This window comes from Streptomyces sp. NBC_01294, from assembly GCF_035917235.1.
Classification (GTDB): Bacteria; Actinomycetota; Actinomycetes; order Streptomycetales; family Streptomycetaceae; genus Streptomyces; species Streptomyces caledonius.
On sequence record NZ_CP108423.1, the window covers coordinates 2575183 to 2594283 of the forward strand.

Annotated in this window: 18 protein-coding genes; 13 read left to right on the top strand and 5 right to left on the bottom strand. The window is 71.7% G+C overall.

Annotation, left to right across the window (positions count from 1 at the left end):
* Positions 1-351: 351 nt before the first annotated feature.
* Both OG534_RS11310 and OG534_RS11315 read right to left on the bottom strand, forming a co-directional pair.
* Entirely contained in the window at positions 352-648 is a 297-nt protein-coding gene (locus tag OG534_RS11310) for an MTH1187 family thiamine-binding protein (RefSeq protein ID WP_326587958.1), read from the bottom strand.
* Positions 645-989 (bottom strand): DUF3817 domain-containing protein, encoded by a 345-nt coding sequence (locus tag OG534_RS11315; RefSeq protein WP_326587959.1) that lies wholly within the window; start codon positions 987-989, stop codon positions 645-647. Before OG534_RS11315 ends, OG534_RS11310 begins: the two co-directional genes overlap by 4 nt.
* A gap of 178 nt (positions 990-1167) precedes the next feature.
* Between OG534_RS11315 and OG534_RS11320 the strand changes: the two genes are divergently transcribed.
* The 5 genes from OG534_RS11320 (at position 1168) to OG534_RS11340 (ending at position 4488) form a co-directional block, all read left to right on the top strand.
* Positions 1168-1806: an AIM24 family protein gene (locus tag OG534_RS11320; RefSeq protein ID WP_326587960.1), complete on the top strand. Its 639-nt coding sequence runs from the start codon at positions 1168-1170 to the stop codon at positions 1804-1806.
* The gene (locus tag OG534_RS11325) at positions 1806-2456 is read left to right on the top strand and encodes an AIM24 family protein (protein WP_326587961.1); all 651 of its coding nucleotides are present in this window, start codon (positions 1806-1808) and stop codon (positions 2454-2456) included. The genes OG534_RS11320 and OG534_RS11325 overlap by 1 nt, the downstream gene beginning before the upstream one ends.
* 11 nt (positions 2457-2467) lie before the next feature.
* Positions 2468-3271, top strand: coding sequence for an AIM24 family protein (locus OG534_RS11330; RefSeq protein ID WP_326593557.1), 804 nt, complete (start codon positions 2468-2470; stop codon positions 3269-3271).
* Positions 3272-3336: 65 nt separating this feature from the next.
* The gene (locus OG534_RS11335; protein WP_326593558.1) at positions 3337-3813 is read left to right on the top strand and encodes a MarR family winged helix-turn-helix transcriptional regulator; all 477 of its coding nucleotides are present in this window, start codon (positions 3337-3339) and stop codon (positions 3811-3813) included.
* 117 nt (positions 3814-3930) lie between these two features.
* Positions 3931-4488 carry a PepSY domain-containing protein gene (locus OG534_RS11340; RefSeq protein ID WP_326587962.1) on the top strand — a complete coding sequence of 186 codons (558 nt, stop codon included), beginning with the start codon at positions 3931-3933 and terminating at the stop codon, positions 4486-4488.
* A 259-nt stretch (positions 4489-4747) separates the two neighbouring features.
* Here OG534_RS11340 and meaB read toward each other — a convergent pair whose 3' ends face one another.
* The gene (gene meaB, locus OG534_RS11345; RefSeq protein ID WP_326587963.1) at positions 4748-5710 is read right to left on the bottom strand and encodes a methylmalonyl Co-A mutase-associated GTPase MeaB; all 963 of its coding nucleotides are present in this window, start codon (positions 5708-5710) and stop codon (positions 4748-4750) included.
* 96 nt (positions 5711-5806) lie between these two features.
* Positions 5807-7006 carry an acetyl-CoA C-acetyltransferase gene (locus OG534_RS11350; RefSeq protein WP_326587964.1) on the bottom strand — a complete coding sequence of 400 codons (1200 nt, stop codon included), beginning with the start codon at positions 7004-7006 and terminating at the stop codon, positions 5807-5809.
* Positions 7007-7141: 135 nt separating this feature from the next.
* Between OG534_RS11350 and mce the strand changes: the two genes are divergently transcribed.
* The 7 genes from mce to OG534_RS11385 all read left to right on the top strand — a co-directional run bounded on the left by mce (position 7142) and on the right by OG534_RS11385 (position 17441).
* Positions 7142-7570, top strand: a complete 429-nt coding sequence (mce, locus tag OG534_RS11355) for a methylmalonyl-CoA epimerase (RefSeq protein WP_326587965.1) — start codon at positions 7142-7144, stop codon at positions 7568-7570.
* 182 nt (positions 7571-7752) lie between these two features.
* The gene (gene scy / locus OG534_RS11360; protein ID WP_326587966.1) at positions 7753-12309 is read left to right on the top strand and encodes a polarized growth protein Scy; all 4557 of its coding nucleotides are present in this window, start codon (positions 7753-7755) and stop codon (positions 12307-12309) included.
* Between the two features lie 196 nt (positions 12310-12505).
* On the top strand, positions 12506-13444 hold the full coding sequence (locus OG534_RS11365) for a cellulose-binding protein (RefSeq protein WP_326587967.1): 939 nt from the start codon (positions 12506-12508) through the stop codon (positions 13442-13444).
* Positions 13445-13544: 100 nt separating this feature from the next.
* Positions 13545-14573 (top strand): ABC transporter ATP-binding protein, encoded by a 1029-nt coding sequence (locus tag OG534_RS11370; RefSeq protein WP_326587968.1) that lies wholly within the window; start codon positions 13545-13547, stop codon positions 14571-14573.
* A 2-nt stretch (positions 14574-14575) separates the two neighbouring features.
* Positions 14576-15349 (top strand): ABC transporter permease, encoded by a 774-nt coding sequence (locus OG534_RS11375; protein WP_326587969.1) that lies wholly within the window; start codon positions 14576-14578, stop codon positions 15347-15349.
* Between the two features lie 146 nt (positions 15350-15495).
* Entirely contained in the window at positions 15496-16611 is a 1116-nt protein-coding gene (locus OG534_RS11380) for an ABC transporter ATP-binding protein (RefSeq protein WP_326587970.1), read from the top strand.
* Complete coding sequence (locus tag OG534_RS11385; protein WP_326587971.1) at positions 16608-17441, top strand: ABC transporter permease; 834 nt, start codon at positions 16608-16610, stop codon at positions 17439-17441. Before OG534_RS11380 ends, OG534_RS11385 begins: the two co-directional genes overlap by 4 nt.
* Before the next feature lie 71 nt (positions 17442-17512).
* Here the strand turns inward: OG534_RS11385 and OG534_RS11390 are convergent, their stop codons facing one another.
* A complete protein-coding gene (locus OG534_RS11390) occupies positions 17513-17839 on the bottom strand; it encodes an ATP/GTP-binding protein (RefSeq protein ID WP_326587972.1) in 327 nt (108 codons plus the stop codon).
* Between the two features lie 228 nt (positions 17840-18067).
* Between OG534_RS11390 and OG534_RS11395 the strand changes: the two genes are divergently transcribed.
* Complete coding sequence (locus OG534_RS11395; protein ID WP_326587973.1) at positions 18068-19099, top strand: LLM class flavin-dependent oxidoreductase; 1032 nt, start codon at positions 18068-18070, stop codon at positions 19097-19099.
* Positions 19100-19101 lie beyond the last annotated feature (2 nt).

The window sequence follows — 19101 nt, forward strand, 5'->3', positions numbered from 1 at the left end:
TCTCGTTTTGAGCGACCGCTCAACCGGCACCCTAAGCCACTTTGAGCGATCGCTCAACTGCCCTCCATCCAGCCCTGACGCCTGAGGCGCACCCACCCAGCCCGCCACCCGCCCCATCCCCGCCGGCGTTTGAGGCGCACCCACCCAGCCCCGCCGGCGTTTGAGGCGCACCCACCCAGCCCCGCCGGCGTTTGAGGCGCGGGGTCTGGGGCGGAGCCCCAGGAAGCCGGAGCGCAGCCCGCGCCCCCACCCCCGGCCCGCGCCCACGCCCACGCCCACGCACGCAAAAGCGCCCCCGGCCGAATAGGCCAGGGGCGCTGCAAAAGAAGAGGGGCACGGCAGCCGGGCGCGTCAGCCCCCCGCGAGGTGCCGTTCCACCGTCTCCACCTTCGAGGTGATCCCGTCGCGGACGCCGGGACGGATGTCGGCCTTGAGGATGAAGGAGACCCGGGGCGCCCGCTCCTCGACCGCGGCCACCGCACGCCTGACCACGTCCATGACCTCGTCCCACTCACCCTCGACGGTGGTGAACATGGCGTCGGTGCGGTTCGGCAGCCCGGACTCGCGGACCACGCGGACCGCGTCGGCGACGTACTCGCCGACCTCTTCGCCGACCCCCAGCGGGGTCACCGAGAAGGCGACGATCACGCGTCGGCCGCCTCGCGCGCACGGGCCGCGATCACGCTGTCGCCCTCGTCCCGCTTGAGCAGCTTGTCGCCGTACAGCCCGCCGAAGGGCACCAGCGAGAGCACGAAGAACAACACGACCTTCTTGAAGGGCCACTTGGCCTTGTTCCAGACGTCCAGCAGGAAGAGCACGTAGACGACGAACAGGATTCCGTGGATGGCGCCGAGCGGCAGCATCAGGTAGTCGATGTCCGAGACCCGGCTCAGCAGCGAGCCGAAGATCAGCAGGGCCGGGAACGACAGCGCCTCCGGGACGGAGACGAGGCGCAGTCGGTGCAGGGCGGAGGCGGTCTTGATGTCCACGTGGAACCTTCGGGTGTGGAGGCCAGGGTCCGTCCCAGTGTCGCAGCCGCTTTACGGGATCTTGACCCGGCCCCTCCCCCTGCGCGGCGGGCCTGGATCGCCCCCATACCGCCCGGGTGTGGCATATATCGGCCACGGGGCCCTGTTCGGGCTCGCCCGCTGCCGATAACGTCTTCCCGTGGCTCAGTTCCGACTTCAAGGCAGCAAGGTGCTCGCCGTCGACCTGACCGGGGACGCCGTGAAAGCGAAGAACGGCTCCATGGTCGCGTACGACGGGCAGATGGCCTTCAAAAAGATGTCCGGCGGCGGCGAAGGCCTCCGCGGCATGGTGACCCGCCGGCTGACCGGCGAACAGATGACGGTGATGGAGGTACAGGGGCACGGCACCTGCTTCTTCGCCGACCGCGCAAGTGAGATCAATCTGGTCAATCTGCGCGGCGAGAAGCTCTACGTCGAGTCCAGCAACCTGCTGTGCACCGACGCCGGCCTGCGGACCGGCACGACCTTCACCGGGCTGCGCGGCGCGACGACAGGCAACGGCCTGTTCACCACGACCGTCGAGGGCTCGGGCCAGGCGGCGATCGTCTCCGACGGCCCGGCCGTGGTGCTGCGCGTCAGCTCCCAGTACCCGCTCTCCGTGGACCCGGGGGCGTACATCGCGCACACCGGCAACCTCCAGCAGTCCTTCCAGTCCGGTGTGAACTTCCGCACACTGATCGGCGAGGGTTCCGGCGAGGCGTTCCAGATCCGCTTCGAGGGCGAGGGCCTGGTGTACGTGCAGCCCAGCGAGCGCAACACCGTCGGGGGCGACGTCTGATGCCGTTCCGCGAGATCAACTCGAAGATGGTCGAGGCGCAGGTCGTCCCGGGCCAGAAGATGTACAGCCAGCGCGGCGCGATGCTCGCGTACCGCGGCGAGGTCTCCTTCACCCCGAGCGTGACGGGCGGTCAGGGCGGCGTCATGGGCATGATCGGGCGCCGGGTGGCGAACGAGCAGACCCCGCTGATGACGGTCGAGGGCAGCGGCACCGTGATGTTCGGCCACGGCGGCCACCACATCCAGGTGATCAATCTGACCGGCGAGACCCTCTACGTCGAGGCCGACCGGCTGCTCGCCTTCGACGGCACCCTCCAGCAGGGCACGATGTTCATGGGCTCCCAGGGCGGGGTCATGGGCATGGTGCGCGGCCAGGTGACCGGCCAGGGCCTGTTCACCACCACCCTCAAGGGCCACGGCTCGGTCGCCGTGATGGCCCATGGCGGGGTCATCGAGCTCCCCATCACCCCGCAGCGCCCGATCCACGTGGACCCGCAGGCGTACGTCGCCCACCACGGCGACGTGCGCAACAAGCTCTCCACCGCGCTCGGCTGGCGGGACATGGTGGGGCGCGGCTCGGGCGAGGCGTTCCAGCTGGAGCTGTCCGGCCAGGGCGCGGTGTACGTACAGGCCTCCGAGGAGAAGCTGTGAACTTTGGCCCTGTGACCGGCGGACCCGGCGGCCCGACGGTCTTCGACCCGTACACGCTGCCCTCCGACGACAACGTGAACGCGTACACCTTCTGCGTGGAGCTCAAGGGGAGCCAGTGGTTCCTGCAGAAGGGCAAGATGATCTCGTACTACGGGCGCATCGAGTTCAACGGCATCGGCAACGGGCGCTTCGACCGCCTGCTGCGCACCAGCTTCCACTCGCCGCTGCACGCCAGCGACTGGGTGGTGGCCGAGGGCCAGGGCAAGATGCTGCTGGCCGACCGGGCCTTCGATGTCAACTCGTACGACCTGGACAACGGGAATCTGACGATCCGGTCAGGCAACCTGCTCGCGTACCAGCCCTCCCTCGCCCTGAAGCAGTCGATCGTCCCGGGCTTCCTGACGCTGATCGGAACCGGGAAGTTCGTGGCGGCGTCCAACGGACCGGTGGTGTTCATGGAGCCGCCGCTGCGCGTGGACCCGCAGGCGCTGGTGGGCTGGGCGGACTGCCCCTCGCCGTGCCACCACTACGACCACGGCTACATGTCGGGCGTGATGGGCGGACTGCGCTCGCTGACCGGCATCGGGGGCAGCTCGGGCGAGGAACACCAGTTCGAGTTCGTCGGAGCGGGCACGGTGCTGCTGCAGTCGTCGGAGATGCTGATGGCGGAGCAGTCGGTCGGCGCGGTCGGCGCCGGCGCGGCGACGGGCAACGCACAGGGCGTCCCGGGGGCCGGCCAGGGCCCGATGGGGCAGCTGGGCGTACCGCGGATGCCGGGACAGCTGGGTGATCTCCAGCGCCGCTTCGGACTGTGATCCCCCAGACGCCAGCATCTTTGTACGCAATTCAACTTTTTAGGTAGAGTTCATTCATGGAGACCATGGAGACCGAGACGGCCACGCGCTGGTTGACCGACGCCGAGCAGTGCGCCTGGCGCACCCACCTGGACGTCAGCAGACTGCTGATGCACCAGCTGGAAAAGGATCTCCAGCCGTTCGGACTCACCAACAACGACTACGAGATCCTCGTGAACCTGTCGGAGTCCGAGGACCACCGGATGCGCATGAGCGATCTCGCGACCGCCACGCTGCAGTCCAAGAGCCGGCTGTCGCACCAGATCACGCGCATGGAGGCGGCGGGCATGGTCCGCCGGGTGAACTGCGAGTCCGACCGCCGCGGCCTGTACGCGGTGCTCACGGACGAGGGCATGGAGACGATGCGCAAGGTCGCCCCGCACCACGTGGCGTCCGTCCGCCGGCACTTCATCGACCTGCTGCCGCCGGAGGCCCTGGCGGCGCTGCGCGCCTCGCTGACCCCGGTGGCGGAGCACCTGCGCGGCACCCGCGGCAGGGCCTGAACCCTGGCGCTCGGCGCGCCCCGCATGGCGGCCGGCCGGAGAATGGGCGGTATCCGCCCACCGCCGGCCGCCGCCGAGCAACCGTAGGCGCCCTGGCCGGCCCGAGGAGGTCCTGCCATGCAGCGCACCCTGTACGTCTCCGCGGCCGCATCCGTCGTCCTGATGGCGGGAGGCCCGGTGGCGGCCGCGACAGCGGCATCCGCCGACACGGCGAGAACCGTGGCCGCCGTCGCCGCCGTCTCTGCCGTCCCCACCGCCGAGACGGCCGAGCAGGCGTCCGCGGCAGCCCTGAAGCACTACCCGGGCGTTGTCGAGTCCCTCGACAAGGACGACACCGTCTGGAACGTCGACGTGATCACCAAGGACGGCAAGGGGCACGCCGAGCTGGAGGTGGCGGCGGATGGCGCGGTCACCGAGCGCAACCGCGACACGAACGAGAACGCCGCCGAGCACAAGGAACTGCTCGCCGCCAAGGTCACGGCCGACCAGGCGATGAAGGCCGCCCTGGCCGCCCACCCCGGTCAGGTCTGGTCCGTCCAGTGGGAGGACGACGAGGACGGCAACGCCCACTACTGGGAGGTCGAGGTGCGGTCCTCGGACGGCACCTCCTGGACCGCCCACGTGGACCACGCCACGGGCAAGGTGACCCAGTCCAACTCGGACGACAACAACTGACACCTTCGTCCAGCCCCGCCGGCGATTGAGGCGCGGAGTCCGGGGCAGCACCCCGACCTCTCAGCCCCGGCACATCCAGCCCCGCCGACGTGTGAGGCGCGGGGCCCGGGGCAGCACCCCGACCTCTCAGCCCCGGCACATCCAGCCCCGCCGGCGTGTGAGGCGCGGGGCCCGGGGCGGAACCCCGACCTCTCAGCCCCGCCGGCGCTTGAGGCGCGGGCCCGCGGCAGCGCCGCGGCCCCGCACCCGCCCAGCGGGCCTACGCCTCGGTCAGCGTGGCCAGCAACGCATCCGCCGCCGCATAAGGATCCAGCTCGCCCACGGCAACCCTGGCCGCCAGCGCATCCAGATGCGCGTCCCCGTGCAGGTCCGCCATCCTCGCCCGCAGCGCCGTCACCGCGATCGTCTCGACCTCCCGCGCCGCCCGCGCAGCCCTCCGCTCGGCCAGCACCCCCCGCTCGCCCATCCACGCCCGGTGCTTCTCCAGCGCCTCGACGAGTTCGTCGATGCCCTGCCCGCGGGCCGCGACCGTCTTCACGATCGGCGGCCGCCAGTCCTCCCGGCCCCGCGCCTCCCCCAGCCCCAGCATGTGGTTCAGCTCCCGGGCCGTGGCGTCCGCACCGTCCCGGTCCGCCTTGTTGACCACGTACACGTCGCCGATCTCCAGGATCCCCGCCTTCGCGGCCTGGATCCCGTCGCCCATCCCGGGAGCCAGCAGCACCACCGAAGTGTCGGCCTGCGAGGCGATCTCCACCTCCGACTGCCCGACCCCGACCGTCTCGACCAGGATCACCTCGCAGCCGGCCGCGTCCAGCACCCGGATCGCCTGCGGGGCGGCCCACGCGAGCCCGCCCAGATGGCCGCGGGTGGCCATGGAGCGGATGTAGACCCCGGGGTCCGAGGCGTGGTCCGACATCCGCACCCGGTCACCGAGCAGCGCACCGCCGGAGAACGGCGAGGACGGGTCGACGGCGAGCACGCCGACCCGCTTGCCGGCCTTGCGGTACGCGGACACCAGCGCCGACGTCGAAGTCGACTTGCCGACACCCGGCGACCCGGTCAGCCCCACCACGTACGCCCCTCCCGTCAGCGGGGCCAGCGCGGCCATCACCTCGCGCAGCTGCGGGGACGCCCCCTCGACCAGGGAGATCAGCCGGGCCACCGCTCTGGGCCGGCCCTCACGGGCCTGGGCCACCAGCTGGGGGACGTCCACCGCCGTCATACGTGCTGCGCTCCTCGGTTCTCGTACGGGTCGGTACGGGGTACGGGTACGGTCGGGCCGCCGGTCCCGGTCGGGACGCGGCGGCCCTGGCTGTGCCTACTTGGCGACGCGGACGATCAGCGCGTCGCCCTGACCGCCGCCGCCGCACAGCGCGGCCGCGCCGATTCCGCCGCCGCGGCGCTTGAGCTCCAGCGCCAGGTGCAGCACCACGCGGGCGCCGGACATGCCGATCGGGTGTCCCAGGGCAATGGCGCCGCCGTTGACGTTCACCTTTTCCGGGGTCACGCCGAGGTCCTTCATTGACTGCACGGCGACCGCCGCGAACGCCTCGTTGATCTCGATGAGGTCCAGGTCGGAGACCTCCAGACCCTCCTTCTTCAGGGCGTGCAGGATCGCGTTGGACGGCTGCGACTGCAGCGAGTTGTCCGGGCCGGCCACGTTGCCGTGGGCGCCGATCTCGGCGATCCACTCCAGGCCGAGCTCCTCGGCCTTCGCCTTGCTCATCACGACCACGGCGGCCGCGCCGTCGCTGATCTGCGAGGAGGTGCCGGCCGTGATCGTGCCGTCCTTGGCGAAGGCCGGGCGCAGCTTGCCCAGGGACTCGACCGTGGTCTCGGGGCGGATGCCCTCGTCCGTGGAGAAGACCACCGGGTCGCCCTTGCGCTGCGGGATCTCGACCGGGGTGATCTCGGCCTCGAAGACACCGTTCTTCTGCGCGGCCGCGGCCCGCTGGTGCGAGGAGGCGGCGAACTCGTCCTGTGGGGCGCGCTCGATGCCCAGGCGGGTGTTGTGCTTCTCGGTCGACTCACCCATCGCGATGTTCTCGAAGGCGTCGGTCAGGCCGTCGTAGGCCATCGCGTCGAGCATCTCGATGGCGCCGTACTTGAAGCCCTCACGCGACTTGGGCAGCAGGTGCGGGGCGTTGGTCATGGACTCCTGGCCGCCCGCGACCACGATGTCGAACTCACCGGCGCGGATCAGCTGGTCGGCCAGCGCGATCGCGTCCAGGCCCGAGAGGCACACCTTGTTGATGGTGAGCGCGGGCACGTTCATGGGGATGCCGGCCTTGACCGCCGCCTGGCGGGCGGGGATCTGGCCCGCGCCGGCCTGGAGCACCTGGCCCATGATCACGTACTGGACCTGGTCGCCGGAGATCCCGGCCCGCTCCAGTGCGGACTTGATGGCGAAGCCGCCGAGGTCGGCACCCGAGAAGGACTTCAGCGAGCCGAGCAGCCGCCCCATGGGCGTGCGGGCCCCGGCGACGATCACAGAAGTGGTGTTGTTCGATCCGGACATGAGGCACAGCCCCTTGGATGAGGAGTGAACGAGGGTTTACGTGAATGTACTGGGCGGTACCGCAGCGGTCATCGGGCTGCCGGTGTGATCGCGCGCACGTTGCGTGACCACCCCCTTCGGGAGTGCACTGTCCCCATGCTGACAAGAATCGACCACATCGGGATCGCCTGCTTCGACCTGGACAAGACTGTCGAGTTCTACCGTGCCACGTACGGCTTCGAGGTGTTCCACACCGAGGTCAACGAGGAGCAGGGCGTCCGCGAGGCCATGTTGAAGATCAACGAAACCTCCGACGGGGGCGCCTCCTACCTCCAGCTCCTGGAGCCCACCCGGGAGGACTCCGCGGTGGGCAAGTGGCTCGCCAAGAACGGTGAGGGCGTCCACCACATCGCCTTCGGCACCGAGGACGTCCAGGGCGACTCCGAGGCCATCCGCGGCAAGGGCGTCCGCGTCCTCTACGACCAGCCCCGGATCGGCTCCATGGGCTCCTCGATCACCTTCCTGCACCCCAAGGACTGCCACGGGGTCCTCACCGAACTGGTCACCTCCAGCCCCGACCACTGATGTCCCGATTCCCCGGCCGGTAGAGTGGCCATGGCTCGGCCGGGGTTCGGTGCGGAGACGGGGGTCGGGGCCTGTGTCCCCTGCCCCGGTATCTGACACCATTCCCCCGGGGGCGTCGTTCAGCGGGCGAGCGATGCTCATTGGGAGTGAGCTTGCGACCAGGGGACGGATGGGACCGCGCTGTGCGGGGCTACGAAAGCCAGGAGAGCCATCAGGCCGAGGCCGACCATCTCTCGCGCTTCGAGGCCGAGATGGAGCGGCTGAAGAAGGAGCGCGGGAAGGCCGTCCAGCACGCTGAGGACCTGGGATACCAGGTCGAGGTGCTGCGCGCCAAGCTCCACGAGGTACGCCGATCTCTGGCGTCCCGCCCCGCCTACGACGGCGCGGACATGGGGTACCAGGCGGAGCAGCTGCTTCGCAATGCCCAGATCCAGGCCGACCAGATGCGCTCCGACGCCGAGCGCGAGCTGCGCGACGCCCGGGCGCAGACCCAGCGCATCCTCCAGGAGCACGCCGAACACCAGGCGCGCCTCCAGGCCGAACTGCACGCCGAGGCCGTCAACCGGCGCCAGCGCCTGGACCAGGAGCTGGGCGAACGCCGCCAGACCGTCGAGGCGCACGTCAACGAGAACGTTGCCTGGGCCGAGCAGCTGCGCGCCCGTACGGAGTCCCAGGCGCGCCGGCTCATGGAGGAGTCCCGCGCCGAGGCCGAGCAGTCCCTGAACGCCGCCCGCGCCGAGGCCGCCCGGGTCGCCGAGGAGACCCGGCGCCGGATGGCCGCCGACGCCGAGGCCGCCCGTGCGGAGACCGAGGCCACCCTGCTGCGCGCCCGCAAGGAGGCCGAGCGGCTGCTGACCGCCGCCTCCTCGCAGGCCCAGGAGGCCAGCCAGCACGCGGAGCGGCTGCGCTCCACCACCTCCGCCGAGGCCGAGCAGACCCGCCAGCAGACCATGGACCTCGGCCGGCTGGCCGAGTCCCGCGTGCAGGAGGCCGACTCCGCACTGCGCGAGGCCCGCGCCGAGGCCGAGAAGGTGCTCGCGGAGGCCAAGGAGAGCGCGTCCCGCCAGCTCGCGTCCGCGGAGTCCGTCAACGAGCAGCGCACCCGTACCGCCAAGGAGCAGGTCGCCCGGCTGGTCGGCCAGGCCACCAAGGAGGCCGAGGTCCTCAAGGCCGAGGCCGAGCAGTCCCTGGCCGACGCCCGCGCGGAGGCCGAGCGGCTGCGCACCGAGGCCGGCGAGCACGCCCGTACGGCCGCGGCCGAGGACATGGCGGCCCAGCTGGCGAAGGCCGCCCGCACCGCCGAGGACGTACTGAACAAGGCCTCGGAGGACGCCCGGGCCACCACCCGGGCCGCGTCCGAGGAGGCCGACCGGATCCGCCGCGAGGCCGAGACCGAGGCCGACCGGCTGCGCCTGCAGGCGGCGACCACGGCCGACGAGCTCAAGGGTGCCGCGAAGGACGACACCGAGGAGTACCGGGCCCGCACGGTCGAACTCCAGGAGGAGGCCCGGCGGCTGCGCGGCGAGGCCGAACAGCTGCGCGCGGAGGCCGTCGCCGAGGGCGAGCGGATCCGCGGCGAGGCCCGCCGCGAGGCGGTCCAGCAGATCGAGGAGGCGGCCCGGACCGCCGAGGAGCTGCTCGGCAAGGCCAAGGCGGACGCGGACGAGCTGCGCGGCGGGGCGACCGCCGAGAGCGAGCGGGTCCGCGCCGAGGCCGTCGAGCGGGCCGGCAACCTGCGCAAGCAGGCCGAGGAGACCCTGGAGCGGACCCGCGCCGAGGCCGAGCGGCTGCGCGCCGAGGCCGAGGAGCAGGCCGAGGGCGTCCGGGCCGAGGCGGACGCGGCGGCCCTCGCCCGGCGCGAGGAGACCGAGCAGGCGCTGGCCGCCAAGCGCGTGGAGGCCGACGAGGAGCTCGTACGGCTGCACACGGACGCCGAGAGCCGGCTGACCACGGCCGAGCAGACGCTGCGCGACGCCCGTGCGGCGGCGGAGAACATCCGCCGCGAGACCGCGGAGGAGACCGACCGGCTGCGCGCCGAGTCGGCGGAGCGCATCCGCACGCTGCAGACGCAGTCGGAGACCGAGGCCGAGCGGCTTCGGGACGACGCGGCGGACGACGCCGGCCGGGTGCGCGCGGAGGCCGAACAGGTCGCCGTACGACTGCGCAGCGAGGCCGAGTCCGAGGCGGAGCGGGTGCGCACGGAGGCGCACGAGACCGCGGACCGGCTGCGCGCCGAGGCGAAGGCGGCGGCCGAGCGGGTCGCCGCGGAGGCCGCGGAGGCGCTGGCCGCCGCGCAGGAGGAGGCCGCCCGGCGCCGCCGGGAGTCCGAGGAGACCCTGGCGTCGGCCCGGACGGACGCGGAACAGGAGCGGGCCCAGGCCCGCGAGCAGAGCGAGGAGTTGCTGGCCGCGGCCCGCCGCCGCTCGGAGGAGGCGCAGGCCGAGGCGGCCCGCCTGACCGAGGAGGCCGAGCGCCGGGCATCGGAGCTGGTGTCGGCGGCCGAGGCCACCGCCCAGCAGGTGCGGGACTCCGTGGCCGGGCTGCACGAGCAGGCCGAGGAGGAGGTCGCCGGACTGCGCAGCGCCGCCGAGCACTCGGCGGAGCGTACGAGGACCGAGGCCGAGGAAGAGGCCGGCCGGGTCCGTTCCGACGCCTACGCGGAGCGGGAGCGGGCCACCGAGGACGCCAACCGGACCCGCACCGAGGCGCGCGCGGAGACGGACGCGGCGAAGGCACTGGCGGAGCGGACGGTCGGCGAGGCGATCGCCGAGGCCGAGCAGCTGCGCAGCGACACCGCCGAGTACGCGCAGCGGGTGCGTACCGAGGCGACGGACGCGCTGGCCGCGTCCGAGCGGGACGCGGCCCGTACCCGGGCCGACGCCCGGGACGACGCGAACCGGATCCGCGGCGAGGCGGCGGAGTCCCTGGAGGCCTCCCGCACCGAGGGCGCCCGGATCACGGCCGACGCGACGGCGGAGGCCGAGCGGATCACCGCGGAGACCCGCACGGCGAACGCGGCCACGGTCTCCGAGGCCGCGGAGCAGGCCGAGCGGATCACGGCCGAGGCGGCGCAGGCCGCGGAGGCCACCCGTGCCGAGGCCGCGGGCACCCTGGACGAGGCGCGGGCCGAGGGCAACCGGCTGCGCACCGAGGCCGCGGAGCAGGCCGACCGGCTCATCTCCGAGGCGTCGGCGGAGGCGGACCGGCTCACCGAGGAGACCCGCGCCGCCAACGCGGTCACCGTCGGCGAGGCGTCGGTGGAGGCCGAGCGGCTCACCACCCAGGCGGCACGGCTCAAGGCACAGGCGGCCGAGACCCTGGCGAGCGCCGAGCGGGACGCGGCGAGGATCATGGTCGACTCGCGTGCCGAGGGCGACCGGCTCATCGACGAGACCCGTACGGCCAACGAGGCCACGGTCGGCGAGGCCGAGGCCGAGGCCGAGCGGGTGCGCGCGGAGGCGGCCCGGGTCCTGGACGACGCCCGTGCGGAGGGCGGCCGGATCATCGGCGAGGCCACCGCGGAGGCGGACCGCGTCACGGTCGCGGCGAACGAGACGCTGGCGGGCGCCGAGCGGGACGCCGAGCAGACGATGGACGAGGCGCGCGCCGAGGCGAACCGGCTGCGCACCGAGGCGGCCGAGCAGGCGGACCGGCTCATCACCGAGGCCGTGTCCGAGGCCGAGAACCTCACGGAGCAGACCCGCAAGGACAACGACCGCACGGTCGGCGAGGCGGCCGGCGAGGCCGAGCGGCTGCGCGCGGACGCGTCGGAGGCGCTGTCCTCGGCGCAGGAGCACGCGACCCGCACCCGGTCGGAGGCCGAGCGGGTCAAGGCCGAGGCGGCGACCGCGGCGGAGCGCATGCGCACCGAGGCCCGTGCGGAGTCCGAGCGGCTGCTGGACGAGGCCCGCGAGGAGGCCAACAAGCGCCGCAGCGAGGCCGCGGAGCAGGTCGACCGGCTCATCACCGAGGCCTCGGCGGAGGCCGAAAAGCTGACCGGCGATGCGCGGAAGCAGGCCCTCGCCGCCACGACGGCGGCCGAGGAGCAGGCCGACGCGATGGTCGACGCGGCCCGCAAGGAGGCGGCGCGGATCGCCTCGGAGGCGACCGTCGAGGGCAACTCCATGGTGGAGAAGGCCCGTACGGACGCGGACGAGCTGCTGATCGGCGCGCGCTCGGACGCGGCTGCCATAAGGGAACGGGCGGAGGAGCTGCGCGGCCGCGTCGAGGGCGAGGTCGAGGAGCTGCACGAGCGGGCCCGTCGGGAGTCGGCCGAGCAGATGAAGTCGGCCGGCGATCGCGTGGACAAGCTGGTGCGGGCGGCGACCGAGCAGAGCGTCGAGGCCGAGGCGAAGGCCAAGGAGCTGGTCTCGGACGCGAGCAGCGAGGCGAGCAAGGTGCGCATCGCCGCGGTGCGCAAGGCGGAGGCGCTGCTCAAGGAGGCCGAGCAGAAGAAGGCGGAGCTGGCCCGCGAGGCCGAGAACGCCCTCGCGCAGGCCAGGGCGGAGGCCGAACGGCTCGTCGACGAGGGCCGCAGTGAGCTGGAGGTCCTGGTGCGCAGGCGCGAGGACATCCAGGCGGAGATCTCCCGTGTCCAGGACGTTCTTGAGGCGTTGGAATCATTCGAGGCGCCTTCCGGCGGCGGCAAGCCGGCGGTCGGCGGCCAGGGCGCGGGGGGCGTGAAGGCCGGAGCGACAGCAGGGTCCACTCGTTCGGGTGGCAAGTCGTCGGAGGGGTAGCCAAACGGTGAGGGATGTGTGCACCTGATGAAGGTTCAGGCGAACGGGTGACAAGCACTCTGCCGTTCTGCCACTCAAAAGGGGTGTCATTGTCCAGATCAAACGCGGATTGACTCGATGACACGCCGCCTGGGCGCCTAGGATTCCCCTTAACACCTCACGTAGCACCTCATCGGTCTCATTCGACAGGAACCCCATGAGCGACACTTCCTCCCCCTTCGGCTTCGAGCTCGTGCGGCGTGGTTACGACCGCGGTCAGGTGGACGACCGCATTACCAAGCTGGTCTCCGACCGCGACAGCGCCCTTGGACGTATCAACTCTCTGGAAAAGCGGATCGAGGAACTGCACCTCGAGACGCAGAACGCCCAGGCCCAGGTGAACGACGCCGAGCCGTCGTACGCCGGTCTCGGCGCCCGGGTCGAGAAGATCCTGCGGCTGGCCGAGGAGGAGGCGAAGGACCTGCGCGAGGAGGCCCGTCGCGCGGCCGAGCAGCACCGCGAGCTCGCCGAGTCGGCTGCCCAGCAGGTGCGCAACGACGCCGAGTCGTTCGCCGCCGACCGCAAGTCGAAGGCGGAGGACGAGGGCGTCCGCATCGTCGAGAAGGCCAAGGGCGAAGCCTCCACCCTGCGCTCCGAGGCCCAGAAGGACGCCGCCTCCAAGCGCGAGGAGGCCGACGCGCTGTTCGAGGAGACCCGCGCCAAGGCCGCCCAGGCCGCCGCGGACTTCGAGACCAACCTGGCCAAGCGCCGTGAGCAGTCGGAGCGCGACCTGGCCGCGCGTCAGGCCAAGGCCGAGAAGCGCCTCGCGGAGATCGAGCACCGCGCGGAGCAGCTGCGCCTGGAGGCCGAGAAGCTGCGTACGGACGCGGAGCGCCGTGCCCGTCAGACCGTGGAGACCGCGCAGCGCCAGGCCGAGGACATCGTGGCCGACGCCAACGCCAAGGCGGACCGCATCCGCAGCGAGTCCGAGCGCGAGCTGGCGGCGCTCACCAACCGCCGCGACTCGATCAACGCGCAGCTGACCAACGTCCGCGAGATGCTGGCGACGCTCACGGGCGCGGCCGTCGCGGCGGCCTCCCCGATCGTGGACGACGAGCCCGTCACCCGCGGCGTCCCCGCGCAGCAGAGCCGCTAGTACGCCCGCCTTACGCGCCGGTAGCGAATGCGGCTGATCCAAGGGCCTTACGCCCCACCTTGAGGTGGCGTAGGGCCCTTGGGCGTTCTAGCGTGGCGGCATGATCGAGCTTGAGGGCCTCACCAAACGATTCGGTGCCAAAACCGCCGTGGACCACCTCAGCTTCCAGGTCAGACCGGGGGTGGTGACCGGCTTCCTCGGCCCCAACGGGGCGGGGAAGTCCACGACCATGCGCATGATGCTCGACCTCGACAACCCGACCAGCGGTACGGTCCGGATCGACGGGAAGCACTACCGGGACCTGCCGGAGCCACTGAAGTACATCGGAGCGCTGCTGGATGCGAAGGCCATGCACGGTGGCCGAAGTGCATACAACAACCTTCTCTGTCTGGCCCAGTCGAATCGCATCCCGGAGCAGCGGGTCGCCGAGGTCCTGGACCTGGTCGGCCTGACGGCCGTGGCGAAGAAGAAATCCAAAGGATTTTCGCTGGGCATGGGTCAGCGGCTGGGAATCGCCGCCGCGTTGCTGGGTGATCCGGAAATCCTCATGTTCGACGAACCCGTCAACGGTCTGGACCCGGAGGGAATTCTCTGGATCCGCAATCTGATGAAGGGCATGGCGGCGGAGGGGAGGACGATCTTCGTGTCCTCCCACCTGATGAGCGAAATGGCGCTGACCGCAGACCATTTGGTCGTCATCGGTCAAGGGAAGTTACTGGCCGATCTGCCGATGGCCGATTTCATCCAGCAGAACTCCCGCAGTTACGTCCGCCTGCGCTCCCCGCAGCAGGAACGGCTCAAGGACGTCCTGCACGAATCCGGGATCGACGCCATCAGCGTCCCCGCCACCGGCACGCTGGAGATCGACGGCGCGAGCGCGGAACAGCTCGGCGAGCTGGCCGCCCAGCACCAGATCGTGCTGCACGAACTCAGCCCGCAGCGGGCCTCACTGGAGGAAGCGTTCATGCGCATGACGGCGGACTCCGTCGAGTACCACGCCCACGCGCCGGGCGCACCCGGCACGCCGGCCCCGCCCGGCATGGCCGCGGACAACCCGGCCCGGCCGGCCGACGTGCCCGCCTGGGGCGCCGGCTCCGGCTTCGAGGCGCAGCGCAAGGGTGGCGAGTGACCATGTCGTCCTTCCCCGCCGTCCTGCAGTCCGAGTGGACCAAGATCCGCACGGTCGCCTCCACCAGCTGGACCCTCGCCCTCGTCTTCCTCGTCACCGTCGGGTTCGCCGCGCTGTTCAGCGCCACGTTCGACACGAACAGCCTGGACGCGGCCCAGCGGGCCACCTTCGACCCCACCGCCATGAGCCTCGGTTCGATGCAATTCGGACAGCTGGCGATGATCGTCTTCGGTGTGATGGTCGTGAGCACCGAGTACAGCACCGGCATGATCCGCACCTCGCTGGCCGCGGTACCGCGCCGCGGGCACTTCCTGCTCGGCAAGATGGCGGTGGCGACGGCGCTGGCCCTGGCCGTGGGGCTGCTGACCAGCTTCGTGTCGTTCTTCCTCACCCAGGCGCTCCTGGGTGACCTCGGCATCGGCATCGGCGAGGAGAACGTGCTGCGCGCCGTGGTCGGCGCCGGGCTGTACCTGGCGCTGCTCGCCCTGTTCTGCATGGGCGCCGCGGCCATGCTGCGCAGCTCGGTCGCCGCGATCAGCATCCTGATCCCGTTCTTCCTGATCGTCTCGAACCTCCTCAACGGATTCGAGGCGACCCGTACGGTCGGCCAGTACCTGCCGAGCAACGCCGGGTCGAGGATCATGCAGGTCGTGCCCAACGCCTTCGGGGCCCCCGAGACCCCGTACGGCCCGTGGGGCGGCTTCGGGATCATGGCCCTGTGGACACTGGCCGCGGTACTCGGGGGCTACGTCGTCCTCCGCAAGAGGGACGCCTGACCTCCCACCGGCGTACTACGGGGGATCCCCGGGTCGGACTCAGGGGCAGCTCAGGGATCCGGCCCGGGACGGAACCGCAGGAACCTCGTTATCCTCTTAACCCTTACGCGGGCGAAAGTCGTCCCGGCCTGGTAAGGGGCAGCAAGATGATCGAGGCAGTCGGCCTGACCAAGCGCTACGGCGCCAAGACCGCCGTCGACCAGCTGTCCTTCCAGGTCAAGCCGGGTCACGTCACCGGATTCCTGGGGCCCAACGGCTCCGGGAAATCCACCACCATGCGCATGATCCTGGGCCTCGACCGGCCCACGTCCGGTCATGTCACGATCAACGGCCTCCCCTTCCGCGAGCTGCCGAACGCCCAGCGGCACGTCGGGGCCCTGATCGACGCCAAGGCGGTGCACGGCGGCCGCCGGGCCCGGACCCACCTGCTGTCCATCGCGCAGCTCTCCGGGATCCCGGAGAAGCGCGTGGACGAGGTGCTGGCCGTCGTCGGCCTCCAGGACGCGGCCCGGCAGCGGACGAAGGGCTTCTCGCTCGGCATGGGCCAGCGGCTCGGCATCGCCACCGCCCTGCTCGGCGACCCGCAGGTGCTCCTGTTCGACGAGCCGGTCAACGGGCTCGACCCCGAGGGCATCCTCTGGGTCCGCAACCTGATGCGCCGGCTCGCCGCCGAGGGCCGCACCGTCTTCGTCTCCTCGCACCTGATGAGCGAGATGGCGCTGACCGCCGACCACCTGATCGTGATCGGCCGGGGGCGGCTGCTGGCCGACATGGGAACCCAGGAGTTCATCGCGCACAACTCGGCCGGATTCGCTCGGGTACGCGCGGCCGACAATGATCCGGATGGCCGGGACACGCTGGGTACGGTTCTCACCGAGGCGGGCGCCCGCGTCCTCCAGGAGCCCGACGGCGCACTGCGCGTGACCGGCCTTGAGCTGCCCGCCATCTCGGATCTCGCGCACGGGGCCGGCGTACGGCTGTGGGAGCTGTCGCCCCACCGGGCCTCGCTGGAGGAGGCCTACATGCGGATGACCCAGTCCGCCGTCGAGTACACCTCCACCGACGACCCGCGTGCCGAGCTCTGGGAGCCCGAGCCGCTGGCCCTCCCGGCGTGGGAGGACGGACCGGCGACCCCGGAGGTCCCGCAGGCCGGGTTCTTCGCGCCGCCGCCGCCCGGAGCGGGCGGCCGGCCCTTCCTGATGCCCAGCAACCCCGGTGAGCTCGCCGGCGCAACCCAGAACGACCCCGAGGAAGCCAGATGACCAGCCCCTCCGGCTCGCAGACCGCCGTGACGTACAGCTCGCCGCTGCCCACGCCGCGGCCGCACCTGGGGCACGCACTGGCCTCGGAGTGGACCAAGCTGGTCTCCATCCGCTCCACCCTGTGGACGCTGGGCTCGCTCGTGCTCACCGTCGTCGGCGTCGGGCTGCTCTTCGTCTCGCAGACCTCGGACGAGGACTACGCGGGGATCACCTTCACCACACCCGCCCTCTTCGGTCTGCTGGTGGGTGAGCTGGCGGTGATGGTCCTCGGCGTGCTGACCATCACCTCGGAGCACGGCACCGGGCTGGCGCGGACCACGTTCACCGCTGCCCCGGACCGGTACCGGGTGCTCACCGCGAAGTACCTCGTCTTCAGCCTCACGGCCTTCGTCACCACCGCGCTGTCCGTCTTCGTGGTCGGGATCGCCGCGGCGCTCGTCCACAACGACCCCGAGGCGGGTACGCACTCCGCCGTGGAGTGGCTCGGCGCGCTGCTCGGCTGTCTCTACGTCACCCTGCTCGGCGTGCTCGCACTCGCGATCGGAGCGCTGGTACGGCACTCGGCCGGGGCGATCGCCGTCATGCTCGGCCTGGTCACGCTGCCGCCGGTGATAGGGGCCATGCTCATGAGCTGGGAGGCCGTCGCACCCGTCGGCCGCGCGATCCTCCAGCGCAACGTGCCGGTGGCGCTGAGCCAGCTGTTCGGCATGCAGGAGGGCGGCGACCTGGGCGCGGCGCCCAGCAACCTCTCGCACCTGGTGCTCATCGTGCTGGTCACGGGCGCGGCGGTGACCGCCTCGTACCTGTCGGTCGGCCGCAGGGACGTCTAGGGCCTGTCGCTCGGGACGTGTCCTCCGGGACGTGTCCTCCGGGACGTGTCCTCCGGATCAGGCGCCGGGCCTCAGTACCTGGGCGCGTTACGGGACCGCTGCACCTTCGTGGTGCGGCGGTCCTTCGCGTTCCAGCAGGCCTTGTGCCAGTGCCGCCGGTCGTCCACGCCGCCGTACTCCGGCCAGGCCACCAGGTGCGGGGTGCCGGAGGGGATCTCCTGGTCGCAGCCGGGGCAGCGGTAGCGCTTGCCCGCCGCGCTCGCACCCGCCACGTGACGGACCTTCCAGTCCTCGCCCTGGTACTCCTCCGTGCGCTCCAGCCCGTAGCGGTCGAGGCCGGTGCTGGGGCGTTCGTCCGGGGTCTCGCCGCCCCTGGGGCGGTTGTTGCGCGGTGACACGTATACCTCACGGATGGGCGGACGGCAGTGACTTTCTCCCAGACTACGCGCCGCGAGGCCGGGTACCCGCAGGGTGGTTGAAGAAGACGGCAACACGAAAAGGAATGGCCCGACAATCCCAATAACTTTCGTGTCAGCCCGTGCCTTTGGCACGTGTCAGACGTTGTTGCCATAGGAAGAACCGGTCCACCTGGGGAGGCCGCGTCAGCCGCGAGGAGGCTAAAGGCGATGCGCGTAGGAGCATTTGTACTGGCTGCCCAGTTCCCGGGCCAGGGACAGGGCGAGGCACTGCACCGGGCGGTGCGGACCGCCGAGGTGGCCGAGGAGGCCGGGCTCGACTCGGTCTGGCTCGCCGAGCACCACTTCGTCCCGTACGGGGTCTGCCCCTCGGCGGTGACCCTGGCGGCGTTGCTGCTGGGCCGGACCCGGCGGCTGCGGGTGGGCACCGCGGTGAGCGTGCTGCCGAGCACGCATCCGGTGGCCCTCGGGGAGCAGGCGGCGCTGCTGCACGTCACCTCGGGCGGCCGGTTCATCCTCGGGGTGGGCCGCGGCGGGCCGTGGGTCGACCTGGAGGTGTTCGGGGGCGGCCTGGACAGCTACGAGAACGGCTTCCCGGAGGCTCTGGACCTGCTGCGGCGCTGGCTGACACAGGCCCGGGTGGGAGCCGCCGGCGAGCGGTACGACTTCCGGGAGGTGGCCGTCGTACCGCGGCCGTCGGAGGCCCTGGAGGGGGACGGCTCGGGGCCCGAGGTCATCGTGGCGTGCACCTCGCCGGCGTCGGTACGGCTGGCCGCGCAGCGGGGGCTGCCGATGCTGCTCGGCATGCACTGCGGGGACGAGAACAAGGCGGAGATGGTCGCGCTGTGGCGCAGCACGGCGCTGGCGGCGGGCCACTCGCGGGAGCACGTGGCCGGCGCGGGGCACGTCTCCGCCGGGGTGTGCCAGATCGCGGACCGCACGGCGGACGCACGGGAGACCCTGCTGAAGGCGATGCCGGGCTGGCTCAAGCAGGGTCTGGACGCGCACGTGACGGTGGACGGACGCGTGCGCCCGATGCGGGATCCGGTCGCGTACACGGAGCTGCTGTGCGACCTGCACCCGGTGGGCACGCCGGAGACGGCGGCGGACCGGCTGGCGGCCACGTCGGAACGGACGGGCATCACGCGCTTCGCCCTCCTGACGGAGGGCTCCGGCGATCTCGCCGCGACGGAGGAGAACCTACGACGACTGGGCGCCGAAGTCCTGCCCCGTCTCGGCTGAGA